Origin of the sequence: Desulfurivibrio modestus, assembly GCF_044068625.1 — a bacterium.
Lineage (GTDB): Bacteria > Desulfobacterota > Desulfobulbia > Desulfobulbales > Desulfurivibrionaceae > Desulfurivibrio.
The window spans coordinates 215,579-236,674 of the sequence record NZ_JBIPKH010000002.1 but is presented as its reverse complement, the minus strand read 5'-3'; the positions used below and the strand labels follow the sequence as shown (position 1 = coordinate 236,674).

The following is a 21,096-nucleotide window of genomic DNA, read 5'->3' as shown; positions in this document are numbered from 1 at the left end:
ATTATGCTCACTAAACCTTGAGGCTGCTGTCCATGGCGCCTTCCAGAAGATGGCGGTAACGCTCCAGCCGGGGCTCCACCTCTTCGGCGAGAAGCTCCTCGGTTTGGGCCTCGGCCCGGCCGGCAAACTCGGCGGGATTGGCCATCAACTCTTCCAGTTCGGCCAGGGAGAAGGGGAGGCGCTCATCGGCCGCCAGTCGGACCAGCAGGTCATTATCGCCCCCTTCCTCCTTAACCATCTTGCCGGCTGCCACCGAATGCTGCTTGACCACCTCGTGCATCTCCTGGCGACTGGCGCCCTTGCGAACCGCGGCCATCAGAATCTTTTCGGTGGCCATAAAGGGCAGTTCCTGGCGTAGCAGTTTTTCAATTTGTTTGGGATAAACAACCATATCTGAGGTTATATTCATGTAAAGTCGCAAGATGGCATCCCCCAAGAGAAAGGCCTGGGGGATATCCATCCGGCGGATGGCCGAGTCATCCAGGGTGCGTTCAAACCACTGATTGGCATAGGTGGCATAGAAATTGGGCACCAGCCCCATCAGTTTGCGGGCCAGGCCGGTCATCCGTTCGGAACGCATGGGGTTGCGTTTGTAGGCCATGGCCGAACTGCCCACCTGGTTTTTCTCGAAGGGCTCCTCCTGGACCTTAAGATTGGAGAGCAGCCGCAGATCGACGGCAAATTTGTGGGCCGAGGTGGCAATTCCCGCCAGGGTCTCGGCGGTTTTGCAGTCCAGTTTGCGGGTATAGGTCTGGCCAGTAACTGGAAAAAGCAGGCTAAAGCCCAGCTTTTTGGCCACCAGTTCATCCAGTTGCCGTACTTTTTGCTGATCACCCTTAAAAAGCTCCAGGAAGGTGGCCTGGGTGCCCACGGTGCCTTTGGCCCCCCGGGCCTTGATCTGGCCTTCCAACCATTCGATGGCCTCCAGATCCATCAGCAGATCCTGGAGATAGATGGTGTGGCGCTTACCCACCGTGGTGGGCTGGGCCGGCTGGTAGTGGGTGTAGCCCAGGGTTACCAACCCTTTGTGTTTGCGGCAGAAAGCGCTTAAATTGGCGATGACCGTCAGCAGGGCTTTTTTAATCAGCCCCAGGGCCTGCTTTTGGAGCAAAAGATCGGTGTTACAGCCGACAAACTGGGAGGTGGCCCCCAGGTGGATGATCGGCTCGGCCAGCGGGCACTGTTGACCGTAGGCGTAAACATGGGCCATGACGTCGTGGCGAATCTCTTTCTCTTTCTGGGCCGCCAGCTCAAAGTCGATATCATCGACATGTTTTTTCAACTCATCGACCATGGCCCGGGTAACCAGATCATCCAGGCCCATCTCATGCTGGGCTTCGGCCAGGGCAACCCAGCAGCGGCGCCAGGTGGTGAATTTGCTGCGCTCGGAAAAGATGGTTTGCATTTCAACGCTGGTATAGCGACTGACCAGCGGCTCCTGGTATAGATCACGATTCATCACGTTTCTCCGGTTAATTGCGTATAAGTTTGATATATTGTTCTTTTGTTAATGCCAAATTGTTCGTTTTTTGCCGCCAAATGGATAAACCGGGGCGAAAAATGGCCTAAAACGGCATGGGAACCGGCAGCTGGATTATATAACAGAATTCGGTGGGGATTGCATGCCCCATAACCGGTTCCTTGCCATCGCCGCCCGGGGAGCGCTGGCGGCCGTCGGTGGTATCTGTGTCGCTGCCGTTTTTTCCGACCATATCATAATGTCGCATAATGTATATTATGTATAGTTAAATTAAGTTAAAAAATATCAAAGCGTTGACCTTAAGAAAAAGTTATACCCCCGCTGGGGTGATTCCCAAAATACGCATTTGCCAGTTGGCGTGGCCATGATAGTTGTTGCGCTGAAAGGCAAAGGTCAGCTCCATGGTTTGATGACTGAGCGGCAACAGATCGGCCCCATGGCCGAAGGCGATGCCGCTGCAGGTCAAGCCCGGTTGTCGCCAGCGGAAACGGAGATGGTTGCCGCCCACGATCCCGGGCTGCTCCAGTTTCCCCTGCACCCCAAAGAGCGGTTCCGGGTTTCCCGGACCAAATGGCTCGAGTAAGGGATAAATTTCCAGCAAACGAGGGTCAAGCCGGCCGTCGGGGAAAAACCAGTCCGGTTCGGTCGGCGGCGACGGGGGAATCTCCGCCATTTTGCGCCCGATTTCCTGGTCCAGTTGCCGGCTGAAAGCGGCCAATTGACCTTGATCCAGGGAGAGTCCCAGGGCCGCGGCATGGCCGCCGTAGCCGGTGAGCCACTCCTGGCAGCTGGTCACCGCCGCCAACAGGTCCAGATCGGCCACCGAGCGCCCCGAGCCCCGGGCTACCCCATCCTCCAGGCTGAACAAAATGGCCGGCCGCTGGTACTCCCGGCTCAGCCGGGTGGCGGCGATTCCCAGCACCCCCGGATGCCATTCCGCTGAGGAGTAGATTAAAATATTAGCTGTATCTGCTTGGTCTTTTGTAATTTTTTCTTTGACCTCCGCGGTGATTCGCTCACTCAACTCCCGCCGCCGCCGGTTCATCTCTTCCAGATCGGCGGCCAGATCGGCGGCCTCGGCGGGGCTTTGGCTGATCAACAGGCGAAAGGCGGTTTCCGGGGTGGCGATTCGGCCGGCGGCATTGATTCTAGGGGCCAATTGAAAGGAGATATCGGTGGTTGAGAGCAACTGGCCGCCAATGCCGGCCACCGCACGCAAGGCTGCCAGGCCCGGCCGGCCGCCGGTTGCCAGGATGGTCAGGCCGGCTTTTACCAGGATGCGGTTTATCCCCCGGACGCTGACCATGTCCGCTATGGTTCCCAGGGCCACCAGGTCGAGATATTCCTTGAGATTGGGTAGTTTTTCCGCCGGCCGGCCCTTCTGGACCAGGCGGCGGCGCAGGCCCATCAGCAGATAGAAGGCCACCCCCACTCCGGCCAGATCCTTATAGGGAAAAGGGCATCCGGCCTGATGGGGGTTGAGGATGGCGGCGGCCGGGGGCAAAGTGGCGGGTGGGCGGTGGTGGTCGGTGATGATCACCGTATAGCCCAACTCTTTGGCGGCGGTCACCGCCTGGTGGTCGCTGATCCCGCAATCCACCGTGATCAGCAGAGGGTTGCCGCCTTCTTCGGTGGCCAGTTTTTGGGCCATGGCCGCCAGCAGATGGGCGTGGACTCCGTAGCCATCGGTGATGCGGTGGGGCAAGAGGTAGTGGAGGTTGCGGTGGCCCAGGCGGCGCAAAAAAAGGTAGAGCAGGGCCCCGGCCGTCACGCCGTCGGCATCGTAGTCGGCATAGATCACGATGGGCCTGCCCTCCTCCACCGCGGCGGCCGTGATGGTGCTGGCCTCCCGCATCCCCCGCATCAGATCGGGGTCCGGCAGTTCTTGCAGGTTGGGATAGAGAAAGGCGGAGATCTCCGCCTCATCCTGGAGGCCCCGCCGCCACAGCACCGCCACCAGGGCTTGGGGTAGACCGAGGCGCTGGGCCAGGAGGTGGCAGCGGCCGGGCTCCAGGGCCGGCGGATCCGGAGGGATAACATCCAACATGATCTTTTTAACTTATCTGACTGTTTTGTTGATTTTTGCCAAATTCCCTGAAGCCGATGATCAGGTATTGGCCGCAGGAGAGCAAGGTAAGGGAGGCGGTGGCGATCAGCAGGTAATCCCGCAGGAAAAGCAGGGAGAGCAGATATTCGAGCCCCAGAAAATAGACCACGGTGATCAACTGGAAGACGGTGGTCAGTTTGCTGGTATAGGTTGGCTCGATCTGCAGCTTGCTGTTGTTCAACATCAGGATGCCGAATCCGGCCAGGATAATCAGGTCCCGGCTGACCACCAGCACCGTCAGCCACTGGGGAATAACCCCGACCACCGCCAGGATGATGTAGGAGGTGATAAGCAGGGCCTTGTCGGCCAGCGGATCGAGAATGGCGCCCAGCCGGGTCTTCTGCTTCAGCAGCCGGGCCAGAAAGCCGTCCAGGCCGTCGCTGACCCCGGCGATGATAAAGATCAGCAGGGCGTAGCCATACTGCTCCTCCAGCAGGAAGATCGCCAGTACCGGTACCAGCAGGATTCGAATTACGGTAATCAGATTGGGAATATTCATGGACTATGTTGCTCCAGCCAGTGGCATATTCCCTCGAGATCATCGGGGGAGAACCACTTGATCCGCGCCATCCCGTTGAACCAGGTCAGCTGGCGTTTGGCGTAGCGCCGAGTATCCCGGGCCAGCAGCTCTTCAGCCTGTTTGAGGCTCCAGTTGCCCTGCAGGTATTGCACCATGTGACGATAACCGATGGCCTGCATGGCCGGTAATTCGGGGCCGTAACCCCGGGCCAGCAGTTCCCGGACTTCGGCGGCCAGTCCCTGGCTAAGCATGATCTCCACCCGGAGGTTGATCCGTTCATACAAAATATCCCGGGGACGGGCAAGTCCAATTACCGGCACCCCGGGGTCCAACAGGGCGGTTTGCCGGCTCCGGCGCAGCAGTTCCGACCAGGGCACCCCCCCGGTCCGATAGATCTCCAGGGCCCGCAGCAGGCGTTGATGATCGTGGGGATGGATCCGGTCGGCTGATTGGGGATCAACACGGGCCAGCTCGGCGTGCAGGACCCCTGCCCCCTCCCGCTCCAGTCGCGCGGCAAGTTCTGCTTTTAGCAGCTTGTCTTCACGGTCAAATTCGAAGATGCCATCCAGCAGGCCTTTCAGGTAGAGGCCGGTGCCGCCGGTGAACAGCACCCCTTTGCCCCGGGCTTTGATCTCCCGGCGGGCCGCAGCCGCATCGGCCAGAAACCGGGCCAGGTTGTAATCCTGGTCGGGATCGATGATGTCAATCAGGTGGTGAGGGACCTGCCGCCGTTCGGCAAGGGTGGCCTTGGCGGTGCCGATGTCCAGGTGGCGGTAAACCTGCATGGAATCGACGCTGATGATTTCCGCATCAAAGCGCCGGGCCAGCTCCAGGGCCAGAGCGGTTTTTCCCACCGCCGTGGGCCCAACCAGACAGAAATCGGTTGTTCCGGCCTCTTTTTTCCGGTAAATATGAGAACTTTTCATGATTCAAACGCGTGCGATTCTTGCGACCCACGACATTGCCCAAAAAAGGAGAACAGTCCATGCCGGAGCGTATCTTTAATTTCAGTCCAGGGCCGGCCACCCTGCCCCCCGAGGTTTTGCGACAGGCCGCCCGTGATATCGTAAATTATCAGGAGAGCGGCATCGGCCTGATCGAGATGAGCCATCGTTCCAAACCCTTTATGGCCATTGTCGATGAAGCTGACAGTTTGCTCCGGGAGTTGCTGGATATTCCCGATAATTACAAGGTCCTCTTCCTGCAGGGAGGGGCTTCCACCCAGTTTGCCATGGTGCCGATGAATCTGCTGGCGACCGGCCAAAAGGCCAGCTACCTCGACACCGGGGTCTGGGCGGCCAAGGCGATCAAGGAGGCCAGGCTGTTCGGCGAGATCGAGGTGCCCTACTCCAGCAAGGAGTCCACCTACGACCATGTGCCGGCCAATGGTGACTACCAGGTCGACCCCCAGGCGGAGTATCTCTATTTTGTGTCCAATAATACCATTTACGGCACGCAATTCCAGAGCTTTCCCGATTCGCACAATATGCTGGTCTGCGACATGTCCTCCGATATTCTCTCCCGCCCCTTCGATATCCGGCCCTTTGGCCTGGTTTTCGCCGGAGCCCAGAAGAATATGGGGCCGGCCGGGGTGACGGTGGTGATTATCCGGGACGATCTCCTTGACCGGGCCCCGGCCAACCTGCCCACCATGTTCAAGTACAAAACCCACGCCGACAAGGGTTCGATGTTCAACACCCCGCCCTGCTTCGCGGTCTACGCCGTGGGGCTGGTACTCAAGTGGTTGCGTGATCTGGGGGGATTGGCGGCCATTGAGCGGATCAACCGGGAGAAGGCGGGCCTGCTTTATGACGAGATCGACGGCAACGATTTTTACCGGGGCCATGCCCGTCTCGATTCCCGTTCGCTGATGAATATCACCTTCAATCTGCCCACCCCGGAACTGGAGGCCCAGTTTATCAAGGAGGCCACCGCCCAGGGTTTGGACGGCCTCAAGGGGCATCGTTCGGTGGGGGGGTGCCGGGCTTCGATCTACAACGCCTTCCCCCGTGAGGGGGTGGTGAAGCTGGTTGAGTTCATGCGCGAGTTTGCTCGCAAAAACGGCTGATACCCGGCCTGATGGATTACCAGGGCACCCACCTCATCCGGCCGCCCAGCGAGGCGGACAGCATCATCCTGCAGGTGACGGTGGGCTGCTCCCACAACCGCTGTACCTTTTGCGCCACTTATAAGGAAGAGCGGTTTCGCCTCAAGGATGAGGCCACCATCCAGGCCGATCTGGAGTTTGCCGCCCGCCACTGCCGCCGCCAATCCCGGATCTTTCTGGCCGACGGCGATGTCTTGGCCCTGTCCCAATTTAGACTGTCTAAGTTGCTGCGGGAGATCCGGCGGCGGCTGCCCTGGGTGAAACGGGTCAGGTTGTATGCCAACGCCAAGGCGATCCGCCATAAAACCCCCGAGCAGTTGCGGGAGCTGGCCGGGCTGGGGCTGGACCGGATCTACATGGGGTTGGAGAGTGGCCATGATCCCACCCTGGCCGCCATCGCCAAGGGGGCCGACGCGACGGCGATGATCGCCGCCGGTCAGGCGGTACGCCAAGCCGGAATTTTTCTCTCGGTTACCGCCCTGCTGGGTATTGCCGGCCGCCGGGATTCCCTGGCCCACGCCGAGGCCACCGGGATGGTGCTGGCGGCGATGCAGCCCAACCAGATCGGGATTCTCACCCTGATGCTGTTGCCCGGCACTCCCCTTTACCGGGAGGCGGCGGCGGGACATTTCGCCCTGCCCGACCAGGTCGGGCTGCTGCGGGAACTGCGCTCAATGGTGGTCAACCTGGGGGATTGCCGCTGCCAGCTCCAGAGTAACCACCCCTCCAATTATCTGAGTATCAATGCCCGCCTGCCCAGAGACCGGGAACAGGTGCTGGTCGCCATCGACCGGGCCCTGGCCGGAGAGACCGCCCTGCGTCCCGAATATCTTCGGGCCCTTTAAGCAAGCTAAGACCACCCCAACGGTGATGAACAAGATGGAAAAGATGGACCTGAAAAGCCTGACCCTGGCCGAGATGACCCAGTGGGTCAGCGAGTTGGGCCTTAAACCCTTTCGGGCCGGGCAGATTTTTGCCTGGCTTTATCGCCCGGGGTTCGATGATTTTGCCCGAATGACCGATATCGCCAAACATGTCCGGGCCCTGTTGGCGGAAAAGGCCACCATCAGCCGGCTGGAAGCGGTCAAGGAGGAACGATCCACCGATGGCACGGTCAAGTTCGCCTTTCGCCTGGCCGATGGTCATTTGATAGAAAGCGTGCTGATCCCAGAGGAAGATCGCCACACTTTGTGTGTTTCTTCCCAGGTGGGTTGTGCCATGGGGTGCAACTTCTGTCTCACCGGCACCATGGGCTTCAAACGTAACCTGACGGTGGCGGAGATCGTCGGCCAGGTGGACAGCACCCTGCTCTGGCTGCAAAGGCAGGCCGGCGCGGGCGAGGGTGAAACTTCCCCCCGGATCAACAATCTGGTTTTCATGGGCATGGGAGAACCGCTGCTTAATTTTGATAATCTGATTCGGGCCATCCAGATTCTGATGGAGCAGCGGGGGCATGATTTCTCCGGCCGGCGCATTACGGTTTCAACCTGTGGAATTGTGCCTAAAATGAAGGAGTTGGGTGAAAAAGTTCCAGTCAATCTGGCGGTTTCTTTGCACGCGGCCGACGATGAAACCCGTGATCTGTTGATGCCGATCAACCGCACCTACCCCTTGGAAGAACTGTTGCGGGCCTGCCGGGAATTTCCCCTGCCTCCCCGCCGCCGGATCATGATCGAGTACGCCATGCTCAAAGGGATCAACGACTCGGCCGCCGCCGCTCGCCTGCTGGTCAAAAAACTGCACGGGATCCGCTGCAAGATCAATATCCTGCCCTATAACGAAACCCCCTCTTTCCCCTACCGCCGCCCCGATGATGAAACCATCGAGGCCTTCCGCCAGATTCTGCGCAAAGCCGGCCACACCACCCTGCTCCGCACCAGCCGGGGGGCGGATATCTCCGCCGCCTGCGGCCAGTTGGCCGGGGAAAAAGAGTAGACCTGGGAGATAATCCGGGGTATTGCTGGAGCAGTTGGTTGATCAGGCCAGCAGTAACCTAGACAGTCAAAACAGGGGGGGGGTGACGGCATGCTGTCAAGCAAAGAACTTCTTGAGCTGACCGGAGTATCCCGGGCCACTCTCAACAACTATATCGCCCTTGGTCTGTTGCCGCGGCCAACGGTCAAACATCCCGGTGGGGACGCCAAGGCCCCCCGATTGGGCTATTTCGATCATTCGGCGGTGGAACTGATCAAACAGGTGGGCGAACTCAAGCGCCAGGGGCGCTCCATGGCCGAGATCTCCCGGTTAATTGGACAGTCCAGACCGCCCCTGCAACTAACCCCCCTGGCCATCCTGGTGGCTGATCTCCAGGACTATTCCCGTCTCCGCGCCGAATTACCGCCCCAGGAATATTTTGAGCTGCTCAATGAGTTTTGGGCCATTAACACCCCTGTTCTCCGTCGCTTCCAGGCCGTTCCCGCCAAGCATGCCGGGGAGGGTTTGGTCTGTTTTTTCCTGCCCCGAAACGATGGGGTCGACCACCGATTCAGGGCCATCGCGTGCGCGGTGGCCTTGCGGGAGGCCATGGAGGGCTTATCCTCGGGGTGGCGCCAAAGAAAAGGCTGGTTTAATGACCTGCTGCTCAATATCGCCCTTCATGCCGGTGAAGAGTGGTTGGGTGAGGAGCAAACCGCCAGTGGCCCCGAGCCGCGGCTGCTGGGTGAGGGCCTTGAGCAGACCGCCGGACTGGCTCGATTCGCCCGCGCCGGCGCCATCTGGAGCAGCAAAGCGCTTATCGCCGGTCTGCCTAATTCGGAACGCCGACGGATTCACCATGGGGTGCGTCGAGTGGCCCCCTCGGGAATCAGCACCCTGGTGCCCGAGACCTACGTTCAGATTGCCAGTCTTGTTGACTTGGACTGTCTAAATACTCAGGGGTTGGCCCCGATCGCCACCCTGCCGATCACCGAGATTGTCGCTTTACTGTCCGGAGGGGCGGAGTAGTTTTTTTTTACCGGTGGTGTTCAGGCTGGCCGGCTATCCTGGTCCAGGGTCAGGGGCAGTTGCCAGTCGATGGGGTTTTTCCCCTGTTTTTGGAGATAGTGGTTGGCCTGGGAGAAGTGGCGGCAGCCGAAAAAACCCCGATGGGCCGAGAGGGGTGAGGGGTGCGGGGCCTTGAGGACCAGGTGTCGGCGCCGGTCGATGAACGCCCCCTTCTTCTGGGCGTAACTGCCCCAGAGCATAAAGACCAGGTGCTCCGCCTCCTCGTTGAGCAGATGGACAATCCGGTCGGTGAACTGTTCCCAGCCCTTGCCCTGGTGGGAGCCGGCCATCCCCGCCTGGACGCTCAGAATGGCGTTGAGCAGCAGCACCCCCTGCTCGGCCCAACTTTGCAGGAAACCGTGTTTGGGGATGACGAAACCGACATCATCCCGGAGTTCCTTGTAGATATTGAGCAGGGAGGGGGGAATGGCGGTGCCGGGCCGGACCGAGAAACAGAGGCCATGGGCCTGGTTGGGGCCGTGGTAGGGGTCCTGGCCCAGGATCACCACCTTGACCTCTTCAAACGGGATCAGGTTGAGGGCGGCAAACATCTGGGGCCCTTTGGGATAGATGGTCTTGCCGACCGCCAGTTCCGCCAGCAGAAAGCTCTTCAGGTTGAGCATGTAGGGTTGGGAAAACTCGGGCAGCAACCGCTGTTTCCAGGAATCTTCCAGTTGAATTTGGTTGGCTTGGCTCATCTTGACCCTCCGGCTAAACCCTGCCGGGGGGAAAGAGGGCAGCGGCCTCGCGGACCCGGCCGTGCAGTTTATGGTCGATGAATTCCGCCGCCAGAGGGATCATATCATCGAGATAGTTCTCGATCTCTTTAGGGGTGGCGGTGGTCAGGGTTTGACAGAATAGACACTTGCGCTCCCCTCCCCCCGTGGAGGGCAGACCGAAATCTTCCAGCACGTGTCGAGTGATCTGCTGGTCGTCGAAATCGTCAAAGACCGGGAAGATGGTGCGGATGCCGAAACGGGATGAGAGTTCGGCGATCTTCTCCATGAAGATTGGAGTCTGTTCGGGATAGTAGTCCTGCCGCCGGGCGTAACCGGTGGCCAGCAGCGGCACCAGGTGCTCGACGCAATAGAGGATCGCCTTGGTGTGCATCCCGATCTTGCAGGCCACGCAGACCAGGTTTTTGCCATTGTAGCGCGGCATCAGCTCCTCAAAACGGTCCAGCCAGAGTCCCTGGAAAAGCCGGCCCATATCCAGCTCCACCATTTCGGTGTCCGGCATGGTTTCGGGTCGGCTGACCTTGGTGGCGAGAATCCGGCGGGCGGTGTCGAAGCGTTCGCGGGGAAAATCGTGAAAACGGCTCATGCCGTTGAGCATATGCAGCAGATGGATCTTGATCGGCCGGGGCAGCTCCGGGTGACGGCCGGCCGCGGCCAGGGCGTAAACGGCCAGGGAATCGGTGCCGCCGGAAAAAAGAATCGCCAGCTCCTGCTTGTTCATGCCTGCTCCTTTCCTGGTGGGTTCAGACCATTACTGGTCGGGATTTTTCTTGTAAAACTCCGGGTACAATTTACTGGCGCAGTCCGGGCAGATTCCATGACTCAGATCCGCCCGGGTATGTTTGCGGATAAACTGTTCAATCTGATTCCAGTAACCCCGGTCGTCGCGGATTTTCTTGCAGCTGGCGCAAATGGGGATGATTCCCTTTAGGGTTTTGATCTCAGCCAGGGCCTGTTGCAGTTCGTCGATCAGACCTTCCTTCTCCTTTTCCACCTGGCCGCGCTTTTCGATCATTCGGTCAAATGCCTGGCCTAAAATGCCTATTTCGTCGGAAGATCTAAGGTTTGCTCGTTTATCCATCTCCCCGCGCTCCACCGCTCGGACTGCCTCCACCAGGGTTAGAATCGGTCTGGTCATGATCAGGTCGAAGATTGTCACCGCCGCGCTGCCGACCACCAGTACCCCGATGATCATCCAGACCAGCAGCCGGATAATCGCATCCACATCTTTGCCAACCCGGGCCTCGGAGAGCCCGATCCGCACTTCGCCCAGGGTCCCTTGGAGCAAAGGGGCCGCTGTGTCGATAATTTTGCCCTGTTCGGTAAAAAGTTCCCGGGTGCTGGTTCGACCATCATCCGGGGAGAACCGGTTGGCCGGGAGCAGTTCCGTGGGGAAGCCGCCCGTGAAGGTATGGGCCAGTACGTTGCCCGAAGGGTCCAGAACAAAGATGTAGACAATATCGGCATCGCTGCTCTTCAGTTGGTGGAGCATCAGTTTCAGTTGAAAGTATTTTTCGGTCAGCACCGGATCGACGGCATTGGCGGCAATCTGTTGAGCGATGAGGGCTCCTTGCTGTTGCAGGGTCAGGATCAGCCTGCTGCGTACCGAGGTGTTGACCACCGCGAGCATGGCCAGACCCAGCAGCAGCACGGTGCTGAACATGGCGACAAAGAATTTTCCCCTAAGACCCAGATTCAGGTGCAGTTGCAACTTGGCTACCTCTCGGGTTCCGCTTGCGATTCCACCCAGGAGATCATCTCCCGGATCGAGTCGTAGGACCGGTCTTCCGTGGGGACAAACTGTTCAATCATCATCTTGTCCAGGATCGGCTTGCCTTGGGGGTCAAGGTGCGCCTCCTCGAAAACCAGGCGCAAGCGCTCACGAAGTTGGGGAGTGATGTTGGCCCGCACCACCACCGGGGGAATGCCGTAGGGTGTTGATTTAAGCAGAACCCTGGTGCGGGAGGTCAACTCCGGGTTGATCAGCAGCAGATATTCCCAGATCAGGCTGTCCACTGCGGCTCCGTCGGCCAGGCCCAGGGCCACGGCCCGGATCGACTTGTCATGGCTGCCGGAGTAGTGGTATTCCCGGAAAAAGGTTTCCGGGTCTTCACCCAGGCGGGCCAGCATATAGGTCGGCACCAGCCGGCCGGTGTTGGAGAGGGGGTCGGTGAAAACAAAGCTTTTGTCGCGCAGATCCCCGAAACTTTGAGCTGAACTTGCCTGGGGCACGATGAGGTAGGAGTAATATACCGTGTCTCCGTAAGCCTTGGGGGCCACCAGCAGATCCATGCCGAACCGGTCATGGCCGATCACGTAGGGACCGCCGCAGACAAAGGCCAGATCAACCTTTTCCTCCTGGATCAGTTGATTGATCTCGGCGTAATCTTCCCGGTCGATAAACTGGACCCGCAGGTCCAGTTGTTGGCCGAGATAATCGAGGAACTGTCGATAGTAGGCAAAGCCCTCCTTGGGCGTTATCATGCCACCGATGGCAACCCGGAGAACTTCCCGCTCCTCCGCCGCCGAATCAACCCCGGCGGGGCCCCTTTTTTCCAGGCTGATTTGGGTGGGCTCCTCCCGCTGGCCGCAGCCGAGCAAAAGCAGAAAAACCAAAACTATTCCGGCCAGGGTTGCGATGGAGCGCGGCACCACCCCTCCTCTTGCTGTGGTTGATCTCAAGGTTTGAGCACCCGATAATGGCAGAACAGCTCACCGCCGGCGGTTGGCCGGCAGTTCAGCAATTCCAGGTCCAGAAATGGTGTCCCCAGGGGCTGGGGGCCGCCGGCCAGGGTGGTGGCGCTTCGATCACCCGAAAGTTTGGGGGTGATGGTGATCAACAGTTCATCCACCAAACCCTGGCTCAGAGCCTGGTAGTTAAGCCCAGCCCCTCCCTCGACCAACAGTTGTTCCACCCCACGCCCGGCCAGAATATCCCAGGCTACCGCCAGGGATAAAACGCCATCTTTTTCCGGAATAATAATAATTTCGGCGTTAATATCGCTTAATTCCTTGAGGTTTTCGGCCCCCCGCGCCCCGGTGAAGATCAAGGGGGGCGGGCCGGTGTGAAAGATTTTCCGGCGGGATACCGGTGGTCTGCCCGAAGCGGTGATCAAGGCCCTGATCCGCCCTGTTGGCAATTGGCCCCGTGGGCCGCGCATCTCCACATCCTCGGCCCGCAGGGTCCCGGCCCCCATAACTCCGGCCTGGCTTTTTCCCCGCATCTCCTCGAGAAATTTCCGATCTTCCGGGCTGCCCAGGCCGGCGGGGCTGATCCGCCCGCAGAGGGTCATGGCCGCGATCAGCAGGGTTTTCATCGGCCAGGCTCGGCCGGCCGGTTACGGTGGTGGTAAAACATGGTTTCTCCCGGGCTTTCTTGGCTGTTGTTGCTTTTAGGCGCGCGTCCCGGTATCCTGCAAGGCGATATGATCGCCCCTGTAGTTTTGGGGCCCCGGTAGATGCCGCTTAGTGTCACTGCCAAGAAGATAGCAAGAGCCCCCATGACCCCGCAAGCCCAAATCCAGCAGATTTTGCTGCTCCAGATCGATCAGGATGATCTGGAGTTCCGCTTTTCCCCTCTGGCTCCGGTCTTGGAGGAGGATTCCGCGCTCGCGGACAGTGTGCGCCGGGTGGGAATTCTCCACCCACCCATCCTCAGGAAAAGGTTGGATGATCGCTATTTGATGATCTCCGGTCACACCCGGGTCCTGCTGGCTGGCCGTATTCTGGGCCTGGGCTCATTACCTTGCCTGGTGCTGCCGGCCACCTGCGATGATGCCCTGGCCCTGGAGGTGGCCTTTGAGGCCCTCTGCGCCCGCAAGGTGCCGACTCCCATGGAAGTGGCTTTTTTTTGTCAACGGATGGCGGCGCATTTGGGCATCGAGGAGATCGCGGCCCGTTTTTTCCCCCGGCTGGGTTTACCCCCCACCCCCTTTCTGGTAAGGCAGGCCATTGGTCTGGCCGGGATTGAGGAACCCTTTGCGGTGGCAATCCATCAGGGTCGTTTGCACGAAGCGGTGGGCCGGGAACTCATGGATCTGCCCCTGCCCGACCGCTTGGCCCTCTTTGAACTGATCGATCTGTTACAGTTGAGTGTCGGTAACCAGAAGAAGCTGGTCGCCGGTTGCCGGGAGTTGTCGGGGCGGGAAAACGTCTCCCTGCGTTCGATTTTGGGCAGTGCCGAAATCCGCGACATTTTAGATCATCAGGAGATGAATATTCCCCAGAAGGGCGCCGCTCTGATGCGCTATCTCACGGCCCGGCGTTTTCCGCAACTGACGGCGGCCGCAGCCGAGTTTGAGCAATTCCGCCGGGGGCTGGCCCTGCCCGACAACTTTAGTCTGGAGGCGACGCCATCCTTCGAAGATGACCGGCTGCGGCTGACCATCACCTTTGCCGGTCGCCAGGAGCTGAACCGGCGCCTCCCCGCCCTGCTGGCCGACGGCCATTAATCTTTGTCAACCCATCCCTTCACCGACAGGTAACTTTGATGAATGAACTGACCTTGATCCAGAAAATCGCGGTTTGGGCCCTGCCCCTGCTCTTTGCCATCACCGTCCACGAGGTGGCCCACGGTTGGATGGCCCGTCGCCTGGGCGACCCCACCGCCCACCTGCTGGGCCGCCTCACCTTGAATCCCGCCAAGCATATCGACCCGGTGGGGACCATCCTGGTTCCGGGAATTTTGCTGCTGCTGGGGGGCTTTATCTTCGGTTGGGCCAAGCCGGTGCCAGTGGATTGGCGCAATCTCCGCGATCCCCGCCGGGACATGATGCTGGTGGCCGCCGCCGGTCCCCTTTCCAATCTGGTGATGGCCGTTGGCTGGGGAATCGTCATGAAGATCGGGCTGGTGCTGGTGGAGGGGACGCCGATGCTGGGGATGCCGCTGGTTTACATGGGGGGGGCGGGGATCTTCATCAATTTAATCCTGATGGTGCTCAACCTCCTGCCCATCCCCCCCCTGGATGGCAGTAAGATCCTTTCGGGCCTGCTCCCGCCCCAGTTGGCCATGCAGTACAATCGCCTGGAGGGGATCGGATTTTTTATCCTGCTGGCCCTGCTGGCCACCGGCGTGCTGGGCAGCATCCTCGGGCCGCCCATCTATGCCTTGCGCCGCTTGATCTTCGCTCTGCTTGGCCTGTAAGCATTTCAAATGCGGGCCACCGCCAGAAAGATGCTGTGCAGGGAGATCACCAGGACCAGGAAGACCTTCCGGGCGGTGGCCGGGGTCAGGCCCGGCAGCTGGTAATGGATGATTTTTTGGGGGCAGCGGCCCAGGCAGTCGCCGCAGAGGGTGCAGGAGAGACCGGGTTGCCGACGCTCAAGGTCGGTGGGGGTGAGGGCGTCGTAGCGGCAGGTTCGGGTGCAGCTGGAGCAGTTGTTGCAGCCGGCGTCGATTTTTAGTCGGAAAGGTGAGATTTTCCCCAGGGTTCCAGCCAGCAGACCGATGGGGCAGTAGCTGACGCAATGGGTCATCATTCCGTTGCGGCGGGAGACCAGGAGCATGATCCCCACCCCCACCAGGCCGAAAGCGGCGGCGGTCAGCAGGGCCGGCAGCCAGCTGATTCCCAGCAGCCGCATCCCCAGGGCGGCGGCAACCACCAGGAGCAGGAGAGCTACCCGCAAGGTTCGCCGCCAGGGGGGAAGCGGGGTGGGTTTTTTCTGGGCCCTGCTGCTCCAACCTTCCCAGGCCCCGATGTAGCAAAGATAGCTGCACCAGGCCGGTCCCACCAGCACCACGGTGGAGAGAAAGAGGATGGGCATAAAGAATTCGGCCCCCCGGTAAAGGGGGCCGGCGATGATCAGGGCCGGCACCGGCAGATGGAGTTTGCCGGTCATCAACATCTCTTCGATCCCGGCCAGGCCCAGCAGCAGTTGGCCGAAAAACACCAGGGAAAAGAGCCCCCAGATCCGCAGGCGCCAGCGGTTGCTCCGGGCCGGATCGGTGAATTTACCGGTCAGCCAGGCGGCATAGAGGGCCATGAGCAACAGCTGGAGCCAGCCGGCGCCGGGCCAAAAACGTTCGGCCAGCAGGATGGGAAAGTCAAGACGATACTGGAGGTGCCCCAGAACGGCGGCGGTGATCAGGAAGGCGGCAATTGGCATGGCTTGGGGATCAGCGGCTAGGCCAGATAGCCCAGCACGCTTTCGCCGGCCTTGACCTTGTGGCCGACCTTGACTTCAAGTTGGGTGGCCAGGGGCAGGTAGAGATCGACCCGGGAGCCGAAGCGGATCAAGCCAAAACGCTGGCCCCGGCCCAACTGGTCGCCCGTTTCGGCCCAGCAGACGATGCGGCGGGCGATCAGGCCGGCCACCTGGACCACCGCCAGTTTCCGCCCGTTGCCGGCATCGGCCACCACTCCGCAGGATTCATTCTTCAGAGCCCCCCGCACGCTGTCGGCGGAGTAGAAGGCGCCGGGGGTATAAACGATCCGTTCCACCCGACCGGGAAAGGGGAAGCGGTTGACATGGACATTGAAGATGTTCATGAAGATGCTGACCTTATAAACGTGATCCTTAACGAAACGCTCATCAAAGATCCGTTCGATCAGGATAACCTTGCCGTCGGCCGGGGAGACCAGCACATCATCCTCGGGGGGGGAGACCCGCTCCGGGTCACGAAAAAACCAGAGGATGAAGATGGTAACGGCCAGCAGTAACAGGGTGGGCAAGCGAAAGCCCAGGATCGCCGCCAACAGGGTGGCAAATCCGGCCAGCAAGATAAAGGGCCAACCCTCCAGGGCGACGGGAATCCTGGGCTTGAGCATTACTGGGATTTCTTGGCGCGGGTGATGGCGATGCCGCCGGTGCGCACGATCTCCTGGATGCCGATGGGGCGCAGGATATCGATGATCGCCTGTACCTTGGTCTTGGACCCGGTCACTTCCACCACGTAGCTCTTGGGAGAGACATCCACCACCTTGCCCCGGAAGATATCGATCACCCGCAATACCTCGGCCCGGGTGCCGGCCTCGGCCTTGACCCGGATCAGAGCCATCTCCCGTTCGACATGGTCATGCTCCGCCATGTCGGTGACCTTGATTACGTCGATCAGCTTATGGAGCTGCTTGGTGATCTGCTCGATGATCGCCTCATCCCCGTGGGTGACCAGGGTCAGGCAGGAGACGTCCTTCTCCAGGGTTTCGGCCACGGCCAAACTGTCGATATTGAAACCGCGGCCACTGAACAGCCCGGTGACCCGGGAGAGTACCCCCGGCTTGTTCTGCAGAAGTACGGAAATGGTATGTTTCATGGTGATCTTCCTGTTCGTTTAAACTAAGAGCATTTCGGTGGTGGCTTTACCGGCCGGAACCATGGGGTAAACCCCCTCTTCGCGGGAGATAACAAAATCCATCATCACGGTGTTCTTGGTTTTGAGCGCCTCCTTGATCACCGGCTCGACATCGCTGGGCTTGGTGGCCCGCAGGCCCACCGCCCCGTAAGCTTCCGCCAGCTTGACGAAATCGGGGGCCACATCCAGGGTGGTGTGGGCGTACTTCTTGTCGTAGAAGAGCTCCTGCCACTGGCGGACCATCCCCAGGTAGTTGTTGTTGAGAATGGCGATTTTAACCGGACACTTGTACTGGCGGGCGGTGGCCAACTCCTGGATATTCATCTGGATGGAACCATCCCCGGCAATGTCGATGACAATCTGGTCGGGGGCGGCCATCTGGGCGCCGATGGCGGCCGGGAAACCGTAGCCCATAACCCCCAGACCACCGGAAGTCATGAAGTGGCGGGGTTTATTGAAGTGGTAGAACTGGGCCGCCCACATCTGGTTCTGCCCCACCTCGGTGGTGATGATGGCGTTGCCGCGGGTCAACTCATGGAGCTTCTGGACCACGAACTGGGGCTTGATCACCCCGGGCTCTTCCAGGTAACCCAGGGGGTGTTTGCTCTTCCACTCCTTGATCTGCTTGTGCCAGGCTTTGTGCTGCTCCTTGGCCGCCTTTTTGCTGAACTCCTTATTCTGGTCGAACCAGACGTTGATCGCGGTCAGGGCATGGCGGCAATCGGAGACAATGGGGATATCGACCCGGACGTTCTTGCTGATCGAGCTGGGATCGATATCGATATGGATAATCTTGGCGTGGGGCGCGAAGGCGTCGATCCTGCCGGTAACCCGGTCGTCGAAACGGGCCCCCACCGCGATCAGCAGGTCGCAGTTGGCCACCGCCATGTTGGCGTAATAGGTGCCGTGCATCCCCAGCATGCCCATGGAGAGCGAATCGGTGCCGGGGAAGCCGCCCAGGCCCATCAGGGTCATGGTGACCGGGATATCCAATTTCTTGGCCAGCTCGGTCAATGATTCGGCGGCGTTGGCGTTGATCACCCCCCCTCCCACGTAAAGCACCGGCCGCTTGGCTTTGAAGATGGTCTTGCAGGCCTTTTCGATCTGACCGGGATGGGGCTCGTAGGTGGGCTTGTAGGTCCGCATCCGGATCGGTTCCGGGTCGGGGAAATTGATCATCGCCCCGATCACATCCTTGGGCAGGTCCACCAGGACCGGACCGGGCCGGCCGCTGCGGGCCAAATGGAAGGCCTCACGGATGGTGGGGACCAGATCTTCCGCTTTTTTAACCAGATAGTTGTGCTTGGTCACCGGCCGGGTGATCCCGACGATATCAACTTCCTGAAAGGCGTCGTTGCCGATCAGCATGGTCGGCACCTGGCCGGTGAAGACCACCATGGGAATCGAATCACAGTAGGCCGAAGCGATGCCGGTAACGGTATTGGTGGCACCGGGTCCGGAGGTGACCAGGGCCACCCCCACCTCACCCTTGACCCGACCGTAGGCATCGGCGGCATGGACCGCCGCCTGTTCGTGGCGGACCAGAACATGGGTCAGTTTGGGGGTTCGCAGCAGTTCATCGTAAAGATCGATAACCGCTCCGCCGGGAAAACCGAAAATAACCTCAACTCCTTGTTCTTCCAGGCACTTTACAAAGGCCTGCGCTCCTTTCATTTTCATGGTTGTCTTTCCTGCGTTTGGTTTTGCCGCAAAAAAATCGGCCGCCGCCCTTTTGGTCGACGTCGCCGAATTCCTTAAGTAGCGACCGGAGATAACAACTGGTTCCGCGAGAGTCCCAAAGGAAAAATTCTTAATATAGTATGGCGGTCGGGCTTGTCAAGCAGCTTCGCTTCCGTCTGGTCTTTTTCAGGCCAATAAGCCGGCGGTGGAGAGTGGCGGCAGCAACCCGGCTTGCCGGCCGCGGCGGAGAAATTCGGTGATCGCCGCCCTGCCCTCATCGCCGAGCTCCATGGAAAAGTGATTGACATAAAGTTCGATATGCGAGCGCAGCACCTTCTCGTTCAGCTCGCCGGCATGGCGACGAATATAGGGCATGGCCGGCGTGGGATCGGCCAGGGCCGCTTCCACGCTTTGCCGGATGGCCTGTTCAATGGCGGTGAGTCGTTCCTTGCCCAGGGAGCGCCGGGCGGCGATCCCCCCCAGGGGAATGGGCAGGCCGCTGCTCTTTTCCCACCAGGCCCCGAGATCGGCCAGCAGCACCAGGCCGTGGTCGCGATAGGTGAAGCGGCTTTCATGGATGATCACCCCGGCGTCGATCTCACCCCTGACCAGAGCCGGCATGATCCGATTAAAGCGGATCACCTCCGGATTCCGGCACGCCGGCGCGAAAAGCCCCAGCAGCATGGCGGCGGTGGTATAGCGCCCGGGCACCGCCAGCCGGCGACCGGCCAATTGGGCCGGATCGATGGGTTCCCGGGCCACCAGCAGGGGCCCGCAGCCCCGACCCAGGGCGGCGCCGGCTCCCAGGAGAACGTACTGGTCCAGCACATGGCCCAGGGCGTGGAAGGAAAGTTTGCTCACATCCAGGCGGCCGGCCAGGGCCCATTGGTTCAGGGTTTCGACATCTTCCAGCCGGGGCGGGGCGAAAAGGGGAGCCTCCGGCACCAGGCCATGGACCAGGGCATGGAAGATAAAGGTGTCGTTGGGACAAGGGGAAAATCCCAGGGAGAGCGGCTGGGTGACATCTGTCATGCTCCCCTCCGGGTGGCCAGGGCCACCGCCAGTTGCGGCAGCAGCCGGGAGATAACTTCGGCCTGGCGGGCAACGGCCTCGGCCAGCCGCCAGCGGCGCGGATCCCGGTCCTCAACCAGGTTGCTGATACAGCGGATCTCCAGCAGGGGCAAACCCAGGCGTTGGCAAACCAGGGCGACGGCCGCCCCCTCCATGTTCTCGCAGAGTCCGTCATGGCGGTCCCGCAGGGCCAGGCCCCGCTCCCGGGTGGCGCTGGTGGCGTTCAGGGTCAGAAATACCCCCCGGTGAAAGGGGATGGCCAGTTCGGTGAGAATTTCGCCAGCCAGGCTGGTGAGGGCGGATTGCAGGGGGAAATCATGGGGGGCGGCGAAATTGCCACCGGTGAACGGTTCGGCCCCGTGGGGGGCGGCAATCCCGAAATCGGCCAGAATTTCCCGCTGGGCCAGGCAGATCTCCAGCAGGCCCGGCTCCCCGGGAGATCCGGTCGATTTCCGGGGATAGAGCCCCCCTACCCCACTCAGGACCACGCCGGTGTAAGTAGAGGGGCGAACCGCCAGATGGGCGGCGACGGTGGCGGCGCTGGCCACCGGGCCGACGTCGCAGCGCAGAAAATCAAAAGCAGTGGACGGGGCGGAATGCCCCAGGGCACGCTCCAGGGGGGCCAGCTCCATGTCGGTGGCGGCCAGGACCAACAGCCTGGTCTGACTTGGCGCCGGCGACCCGCCTGGTTGGGGAGGGGCAGGGGCCGTCGGACTCATGCTCCGGGATCGGCGGAACCGGCGGGCCCCCGGCGCTTGATCCGGTTCCGCTCATCGAGCACCACGATTTGCGGCTCATGTTTTAAAGATTCATCGGGGGGATAGAGGGCATAGCTGACAATGATGATCATGTCGCCGGCCAGCCCTTTACGGGCCGCGGCTCCCCGAAGGCCGATCATGCCCGAACCGGCCGGGGCCTTGATCACATAGGTTTCAAAGCGCTCGCCGTTGTTCATATTATAGACGTGGACCCGCTCAAAGGGGATCAGGCCCACCGCTTCCATCAGGTCGGCATCCACCGCCAGGCTGCCTTCATAGTGCAGTTCGGCGTCGATTACCGTCGCCCGGTGGATTTTGGACTTCAACATCGATCTCAGCATGGTTCGGTCACTCTCAAGTTAA

22 protein-coding genes are annotated in these 21,096 nt (G+C 60.4%); 6 read left to right on the top strand and 16 right to left on the bottom strand.

Annotated features, from left to right (window positions below; translation table 11 throughout):
* Positions 1–10: 10 nt before the first annotated feature.
* From purB to miaA, 4 genes are all read right to left on the bottom strand, one after another.
* Entirely contained in the window at positions 11–1,459 is a 1,449-nt protein-coding gene (gene purB / locus ACHHRT_RS02675) for an adenylosuccinate lyase (protein WP_395497424.1), read from the bottom strand.
* A 331-nt stretch (positions 1,460–1,790) separates the two neighbouring features.
* A complete protein-coding gene (gene recJ / locus ACHHRT_RS02670; protein ID WP_395497422.1) occupies positions 1,791–3,527 on the bottom strand; it encodes a single-stranded-DNA-specific exonuclease RecJ in 1,737 nt (578 codons plus the stop codon).
* 7 nt (positions 3,528–3,534) lie between these two features.
* A complete protein-coding gene (gene pgsA / locus ACHHRT_RS02665; protein ID WP_395497420.1) occupies positions 3,535–4,086 on the bottom strand; it encodes a CDP-diacylglycerol--glycerol-3-phosphate 3-phosphatidyltransferase in 552 nt (183 codons plus the stop codon).
* The gene (gene miaA / locus ACHHRT_RS02660) at positions 4,083–5,033 is read right to left on the bottom strand and encodes a tRNA (adenosine(37)-N6)-dimethylallyltransferase MiaA (protein ID WP_395497418.1); all 951 of its coding nucleotides are present in this window, start codon (positions 5,031–5,033) and stop codon (positions 4,083–4,085) included. Before miaA ends, pgsA begins: the two co-directional genes overlap by 4 nt.
* 59 nt (positions 5,034–5,092) lie before the next feature.
* On the opposite strand from miaA, the gene serC reads away from it, so the two are divergent.
* From serC to ACHHRT_RS02640, 4 genes are all read left to right on the top strand, one after another.
* The gene (gene serC / locus ACHHRT_RS02655) at positions 5,093–6,175 is read left to right on the top strand and encodes a 3-phosphoserine/phosphohydroxythreonine transaminase (RefSeq protein ID WP_395497416.1); all 1,083 of its coding nucleotides are present in this window, start codon (positions 5,093–5,095) and stop codon (positions 6,173–6,175) included.
* Between the two features lie 11 nt (positions 6,176–6,186).
* On the top strand, positions 6,187–7,059 hold the full coding sequence (locus ACHHRT_RS02650; protein ID WP_395497414.1) for a radical SAM protein: 873 nt from the start codon (positions 6,187–6,189) through the stop codon (positions 7,057–7,059).
* A gap of 34 nt (positions 7,060–7,093) precedes the next feature.
* Positions 7,094–8,149, top strand: a complete 1,056-nt coding sequence (rlmN, locus tag ACHHRT_RS02645; protein ID WP_395497411.1) for a dual-specificity RNA methyltransferase RlmN — start codon at positions 7,094–7,096, stop codon at positions 8,147–8,149.
* Between the two features lie 90 nt (positions 8,150–8,239).
* Positions 8,240–9,157 carry a MerR family transcriptional regulator gene (locus tag ACHHRT_RS02640; RefSeq protein ID WP_395497409.1) on the top strand — a complete coding sequence of 306 codons (918 nt, stop codon included), beginning with the start codon at positions 8,240–8,242 and terminating at the stop codon, positions 9,155–9,157.
* Positions 9,158–9,177: 20 nt separating this feature from the next.
* On the opposite strand, the gene ung is transcribed toward ACHHRT_RS02640, so the two are convergent.
* The 5 genes from ung to ACHHRT_RS02615 are packed head-to-tail and all read right to left on the bottom strand — an operon-like array spanning position 9,178 to position 13,250.
* Positions 9,178–9,894 (bottom strand): uracil-DNA glycosylase, encoded by a 717-nt coding sequence (gene ung / locus ACHHRT_RS02635; protein ID WP_395497407.1) that lies wholly within the window; start codon positions 9,892–9,894, stop codon positions 9,178–9,180.
* Positions 9,895–9,907: 13 nt separating this feature from the next.
* Positions 9,908–10,654: a hypothetical protein gene (locus tag ACHHRT_RS02630; RefSeq protein WP_395497405.1), complete on the bottom strand. Its 747-nt coding sequence runs from the start codon at positions 10,652–10,654 to the stop codon at positions 9,908–9,910.
* Positions 10,655–10,684: 30 nt separating this feature from the next.
* Positions 10,685–11,644, bottom strand: a complete 960-nt coding sequence (locus tag ACHHRT_RS02625) for a HAMP domain-containing protein (RefSeq protein ID WP_395497403.1) — start codon at positions 11,642–11,644, stop codon at positions 10,685–10,687.
* A gap of 5 nt (positions 11,645–11,649) precedes the next feature.
* Positions 11,650–12,585 carry a substrate-binding domain-containing protein gene (locus ACHHRT_RS02620; RefSeq protein WP_395497401.1) on the bottom strand — a complete coding sequence of 312 codons (936 nt, stop codon included), beginning with the start codon at positions 12,583–12,585 and terminating at the stop codon, positions 11,650–11,652.
* 26 nt (positions 12,586–12,611) lie between these two features.
* On the bottom strand, positions 12,612–13,250 hold the full coding sequence (locus ACHHRT_RS02615) for a RibD family protein (RefSeq protein ID WP_395497399.1): 639 nt from the start codon (positions 13,248–13,250) through the stop codon (positions 12,612–12,614).
* A 183-nt stretch (positions 13,251–13,433) separates the two neighbouring features.
* On the opposite strand from ACHHRT_RS02615, the gene ACHHRT_RS02610 reads away from it, so the two are divergent.
* Positions 13,434–14,384, top strand: a complete 951-nt coding sequence (locus ACHHRT_RS02610; RefSeq protein ID WP_395497397.1) for a ParB/RepB/Spo0J family partition protein — start codon at positions 13,434–13,436, stop codon at positions 14,382–14,384.
* Between the two features lie 38 nt (positions 14,385–14,422).
* Positions 14,423–15,076: a site-2 protease family protein gene (locus ACHHRT_RS02605; protein ID WP_395497395.1), complete on the top strand. Its 654-nt coding sequence runs from the start codon at positions 14,423–14,425 to the stop codon at positions 15,074–15,076.
* Positions 15,077–15,081: 5 nt separating this feature from the next.
* On the opposite strand, the gene ACHHRT_RS02600 is transcribed toward ACHHRT_RS02605, so the two are convergent.
* From ACHHRT_RS02600 to panD, 7 genes are all read right to left on the bottom strand, one after another.
* Positions 15,082–16,038, bottom strand: a complete 957-nt coding sequence (locus ACHHRT_RS02600; RefSeq protein WP_395497393.1) for a 4Fe-4S binding protein — start codon at positions 16,036–16,038, stop codon at positions 15,082–15,084.
* A 17-nt stretch (positions 16,039–16,055) separates the two neighbouring features.
* Complete coding sequence (locus tag ACHHRT_RS02595; protein ID WP_395497391.1) at positions 16,056–16,700, bottom strand: phosphatidylserine decarboxylase family protein; 645 nt, start codon at positions 16,698–16,700, stop codon at positions 16,056–16,058.
* Complete coding sequence (gene ilvN, locus ACHHRT_RS02590) at positions 16,700–17,185, bottom strand: acetolactate synthase small subunit (RefSeq protein WP_395497389.1); 486 nt, start codon at positions 17,183–17,185, stop codon at positions 16,700–16,702. The genes ACHHRT_RS02595 and ilvN overlap by 1 nt, the downstream gene beginning before the upstream one ends.
* 18 nt (positions 17,186–17,203) lie before the next feature.
* Positions 17,204–18,904, bottom strand: a complete 1,701-nt coding sequence (gene ilvB / locus ACHHRT_RS02585) for a biosynthetic-type acetolactate synthase large subunit (RefSeq protein WP_395497386.1) — start codon at positions 18,902–18,904, stop codon at positions 17,204–17,206.
* Positions 18,905–19,090: 186 nt separating this feature from the next.
* Entirely contained in the window at positions 19,091–19,936 is an 846-nt protein-coding gene (locus ACHHRT_RS02580; RefSeq protein WP_395497384.1) for a 1,4-dihydroxy-6-naphthoate synthase, read from the bottom strand.
* Positions 19,933–20,694 carry a futalosine hydrolase gene (gene mqnB, locus ACHHRT_RS02575; protein ID WP_395497382.1) on the bottom strand — a complete coding sequence of 254 codons (762 nt, stop codon included), beginning with the start codon at positions 20,692–20,694 and terminating at the stop codon, positions 19,933–19,935. The genes ACHHRT_RS02580 and mqnB overlap by 4 nt, the downstream gene beginning before the upstream one ends.
* Positions 20,691–21,074: an aspartate 1-decarboxylase gene (gene panD / locus ACHHRT_RS02570; RefSeq protein WP_395497380.1), complete on the bottom strand. Its 384-nt coding sequence runs from the start codon at positions 21,072–21,074 to the stop codon at positions 20,691–20,693. The genes mqnB and panD overlap by 4 nt, the downstream gene beginning before the upstream one ends.
* Positions 21,075–21,096: the final 22 nt, after the last annotated feature.

Coding starts and splice junctions, on each gene's coding strand:
- purB (WP_395497424.1), bottom strand. CDS start 1,459: ATGAATCGTGATCTATACCAGGAGCCGCTGGTCAGTCGCTATACCAGC.
- recJ (WP_395497422.1), bottom strand. CDS start 3,527: ATGTTGGATGTTATCCCTCCGGATCCGCCGGCCCTGGAGCCCGGCCGC.
- pgsA (WP_395497420.1), bottom strand. CDS start 4,086: ATGAATATTCCCAATCTGATTACCGTAATTCGAATCCTGCTGGTACCG.
- miaA (WP_395497418.1), bottom strand. CDS start 5,033: ATGAAAAGTTCTCATATTTACCGGAAAAAAGAGGCCGGAACAACCGAT.
- serC (WP_395497416.1), top strand. CDS start 5,093: ATGCCGGAGCGTATCTTTAATTTCAGTCCAGGGCCGGCCACCCTGCCC.
- ACHHRT_RS02650 (WP_395497414.1), top strand. CDS start 6,187: ATGGATTACCAGGGCACCCACCTCATCCGGCCGCCCAGCGAGGCGGAC.
- rlmN (WP_395497411.1), top strand. CDS start 7,094: ATGGAAAAGATGGACCTGAAAAGCCTGACCCTGGCCGAGATGACCCAG.
- ACHHRT_RS02640 (WP_395497409.1), top strand. CDS start 8,240: ATGCTGTCAAGCAAAGAACTTCTTGAGCTGACCGGAGTATCCCGGGCC.
- ung (WP_395497407.1), bottom strand. CDS start 9,894: ATGAGCCAAGCCAACCAAATTCAACTGGAAGATTCCTGGAAACAGCGG.
- ACHHRT_RS02630 (WP_395497405.1), bottom strand. CDS start 10,654: ATGAACAAGCAGGAGCTGGCGATTCTTTTTTCCGGCGGCACCGATTCC.
- ACHHRT_RS02615 (WP_395497399.1), bottom strand. CDS start 13,250: ATGAAAACCCTGCTGATCGCGGCCATGACCCTCTGCGGGCGGATCAGC.
- ACHHRT_RS02610 (WP_395497397.1), top strand. CDS start 13,434: ATGACCCCGCAAGCCCAAATCCAGCAGATTTTGCTGCTCCAGATCGAT.
- ACHHRT_RS02605 (WP_395497395.1), top strand. CDS start 14,423: ATGAATGAACTGACCTTGATCCAGAAAATCGCGGTTTGGGCCCTGCCC.
- ACHHRT_RS02600 (WP_395497393.1), bottom strand. CDS start 16,038: ATGCCAATTGCCGCCTTCCTGATCACCGCCGCCGTTCTGGGGCACCTC.
- ACHHRT_RS02595 (WP_395497391.1), bottom strand. CDS start 16,700: ATGCTCAAGCCCAGGATTCCCGTCGCCCTGGAGGGTTGGCCCTTTATC.
- ilvN (WP_395497389.1), bottom strand. CDS start 17,185: ATGAAACATACCATTTCCGTACTTCTGCAGAACAAGCCGGGGGTACTC.
- ilvB (WP_395497386.1), bottom strand. CDS start 18,904: ATGAAAATGAAAGGAGCGCAGGCCTTTGTAAAGTGCCTGGAAGAACAA.
- ACHHRT_RS02580 (WP_395497384.1), bottom strand. CDS start 19,936: ATGACAGATGTCACCCAGCCGCTCTCCCTGGGATTTTCCCCTTGTCCC.
- mqnB (WP_395497382.1), bottom strand. CDS start 20,694: ATGAGTCCGACGGCCCCTGCCCCTCCCCAACCAGGCGGGTCGCCGGCG.
- panD (WP_395497380.1), bottom strand. CDS start 21,074: ATGCTGAGATCGATGTTGAAGTCCAAAATCCACCGGGCGACGGTAATC.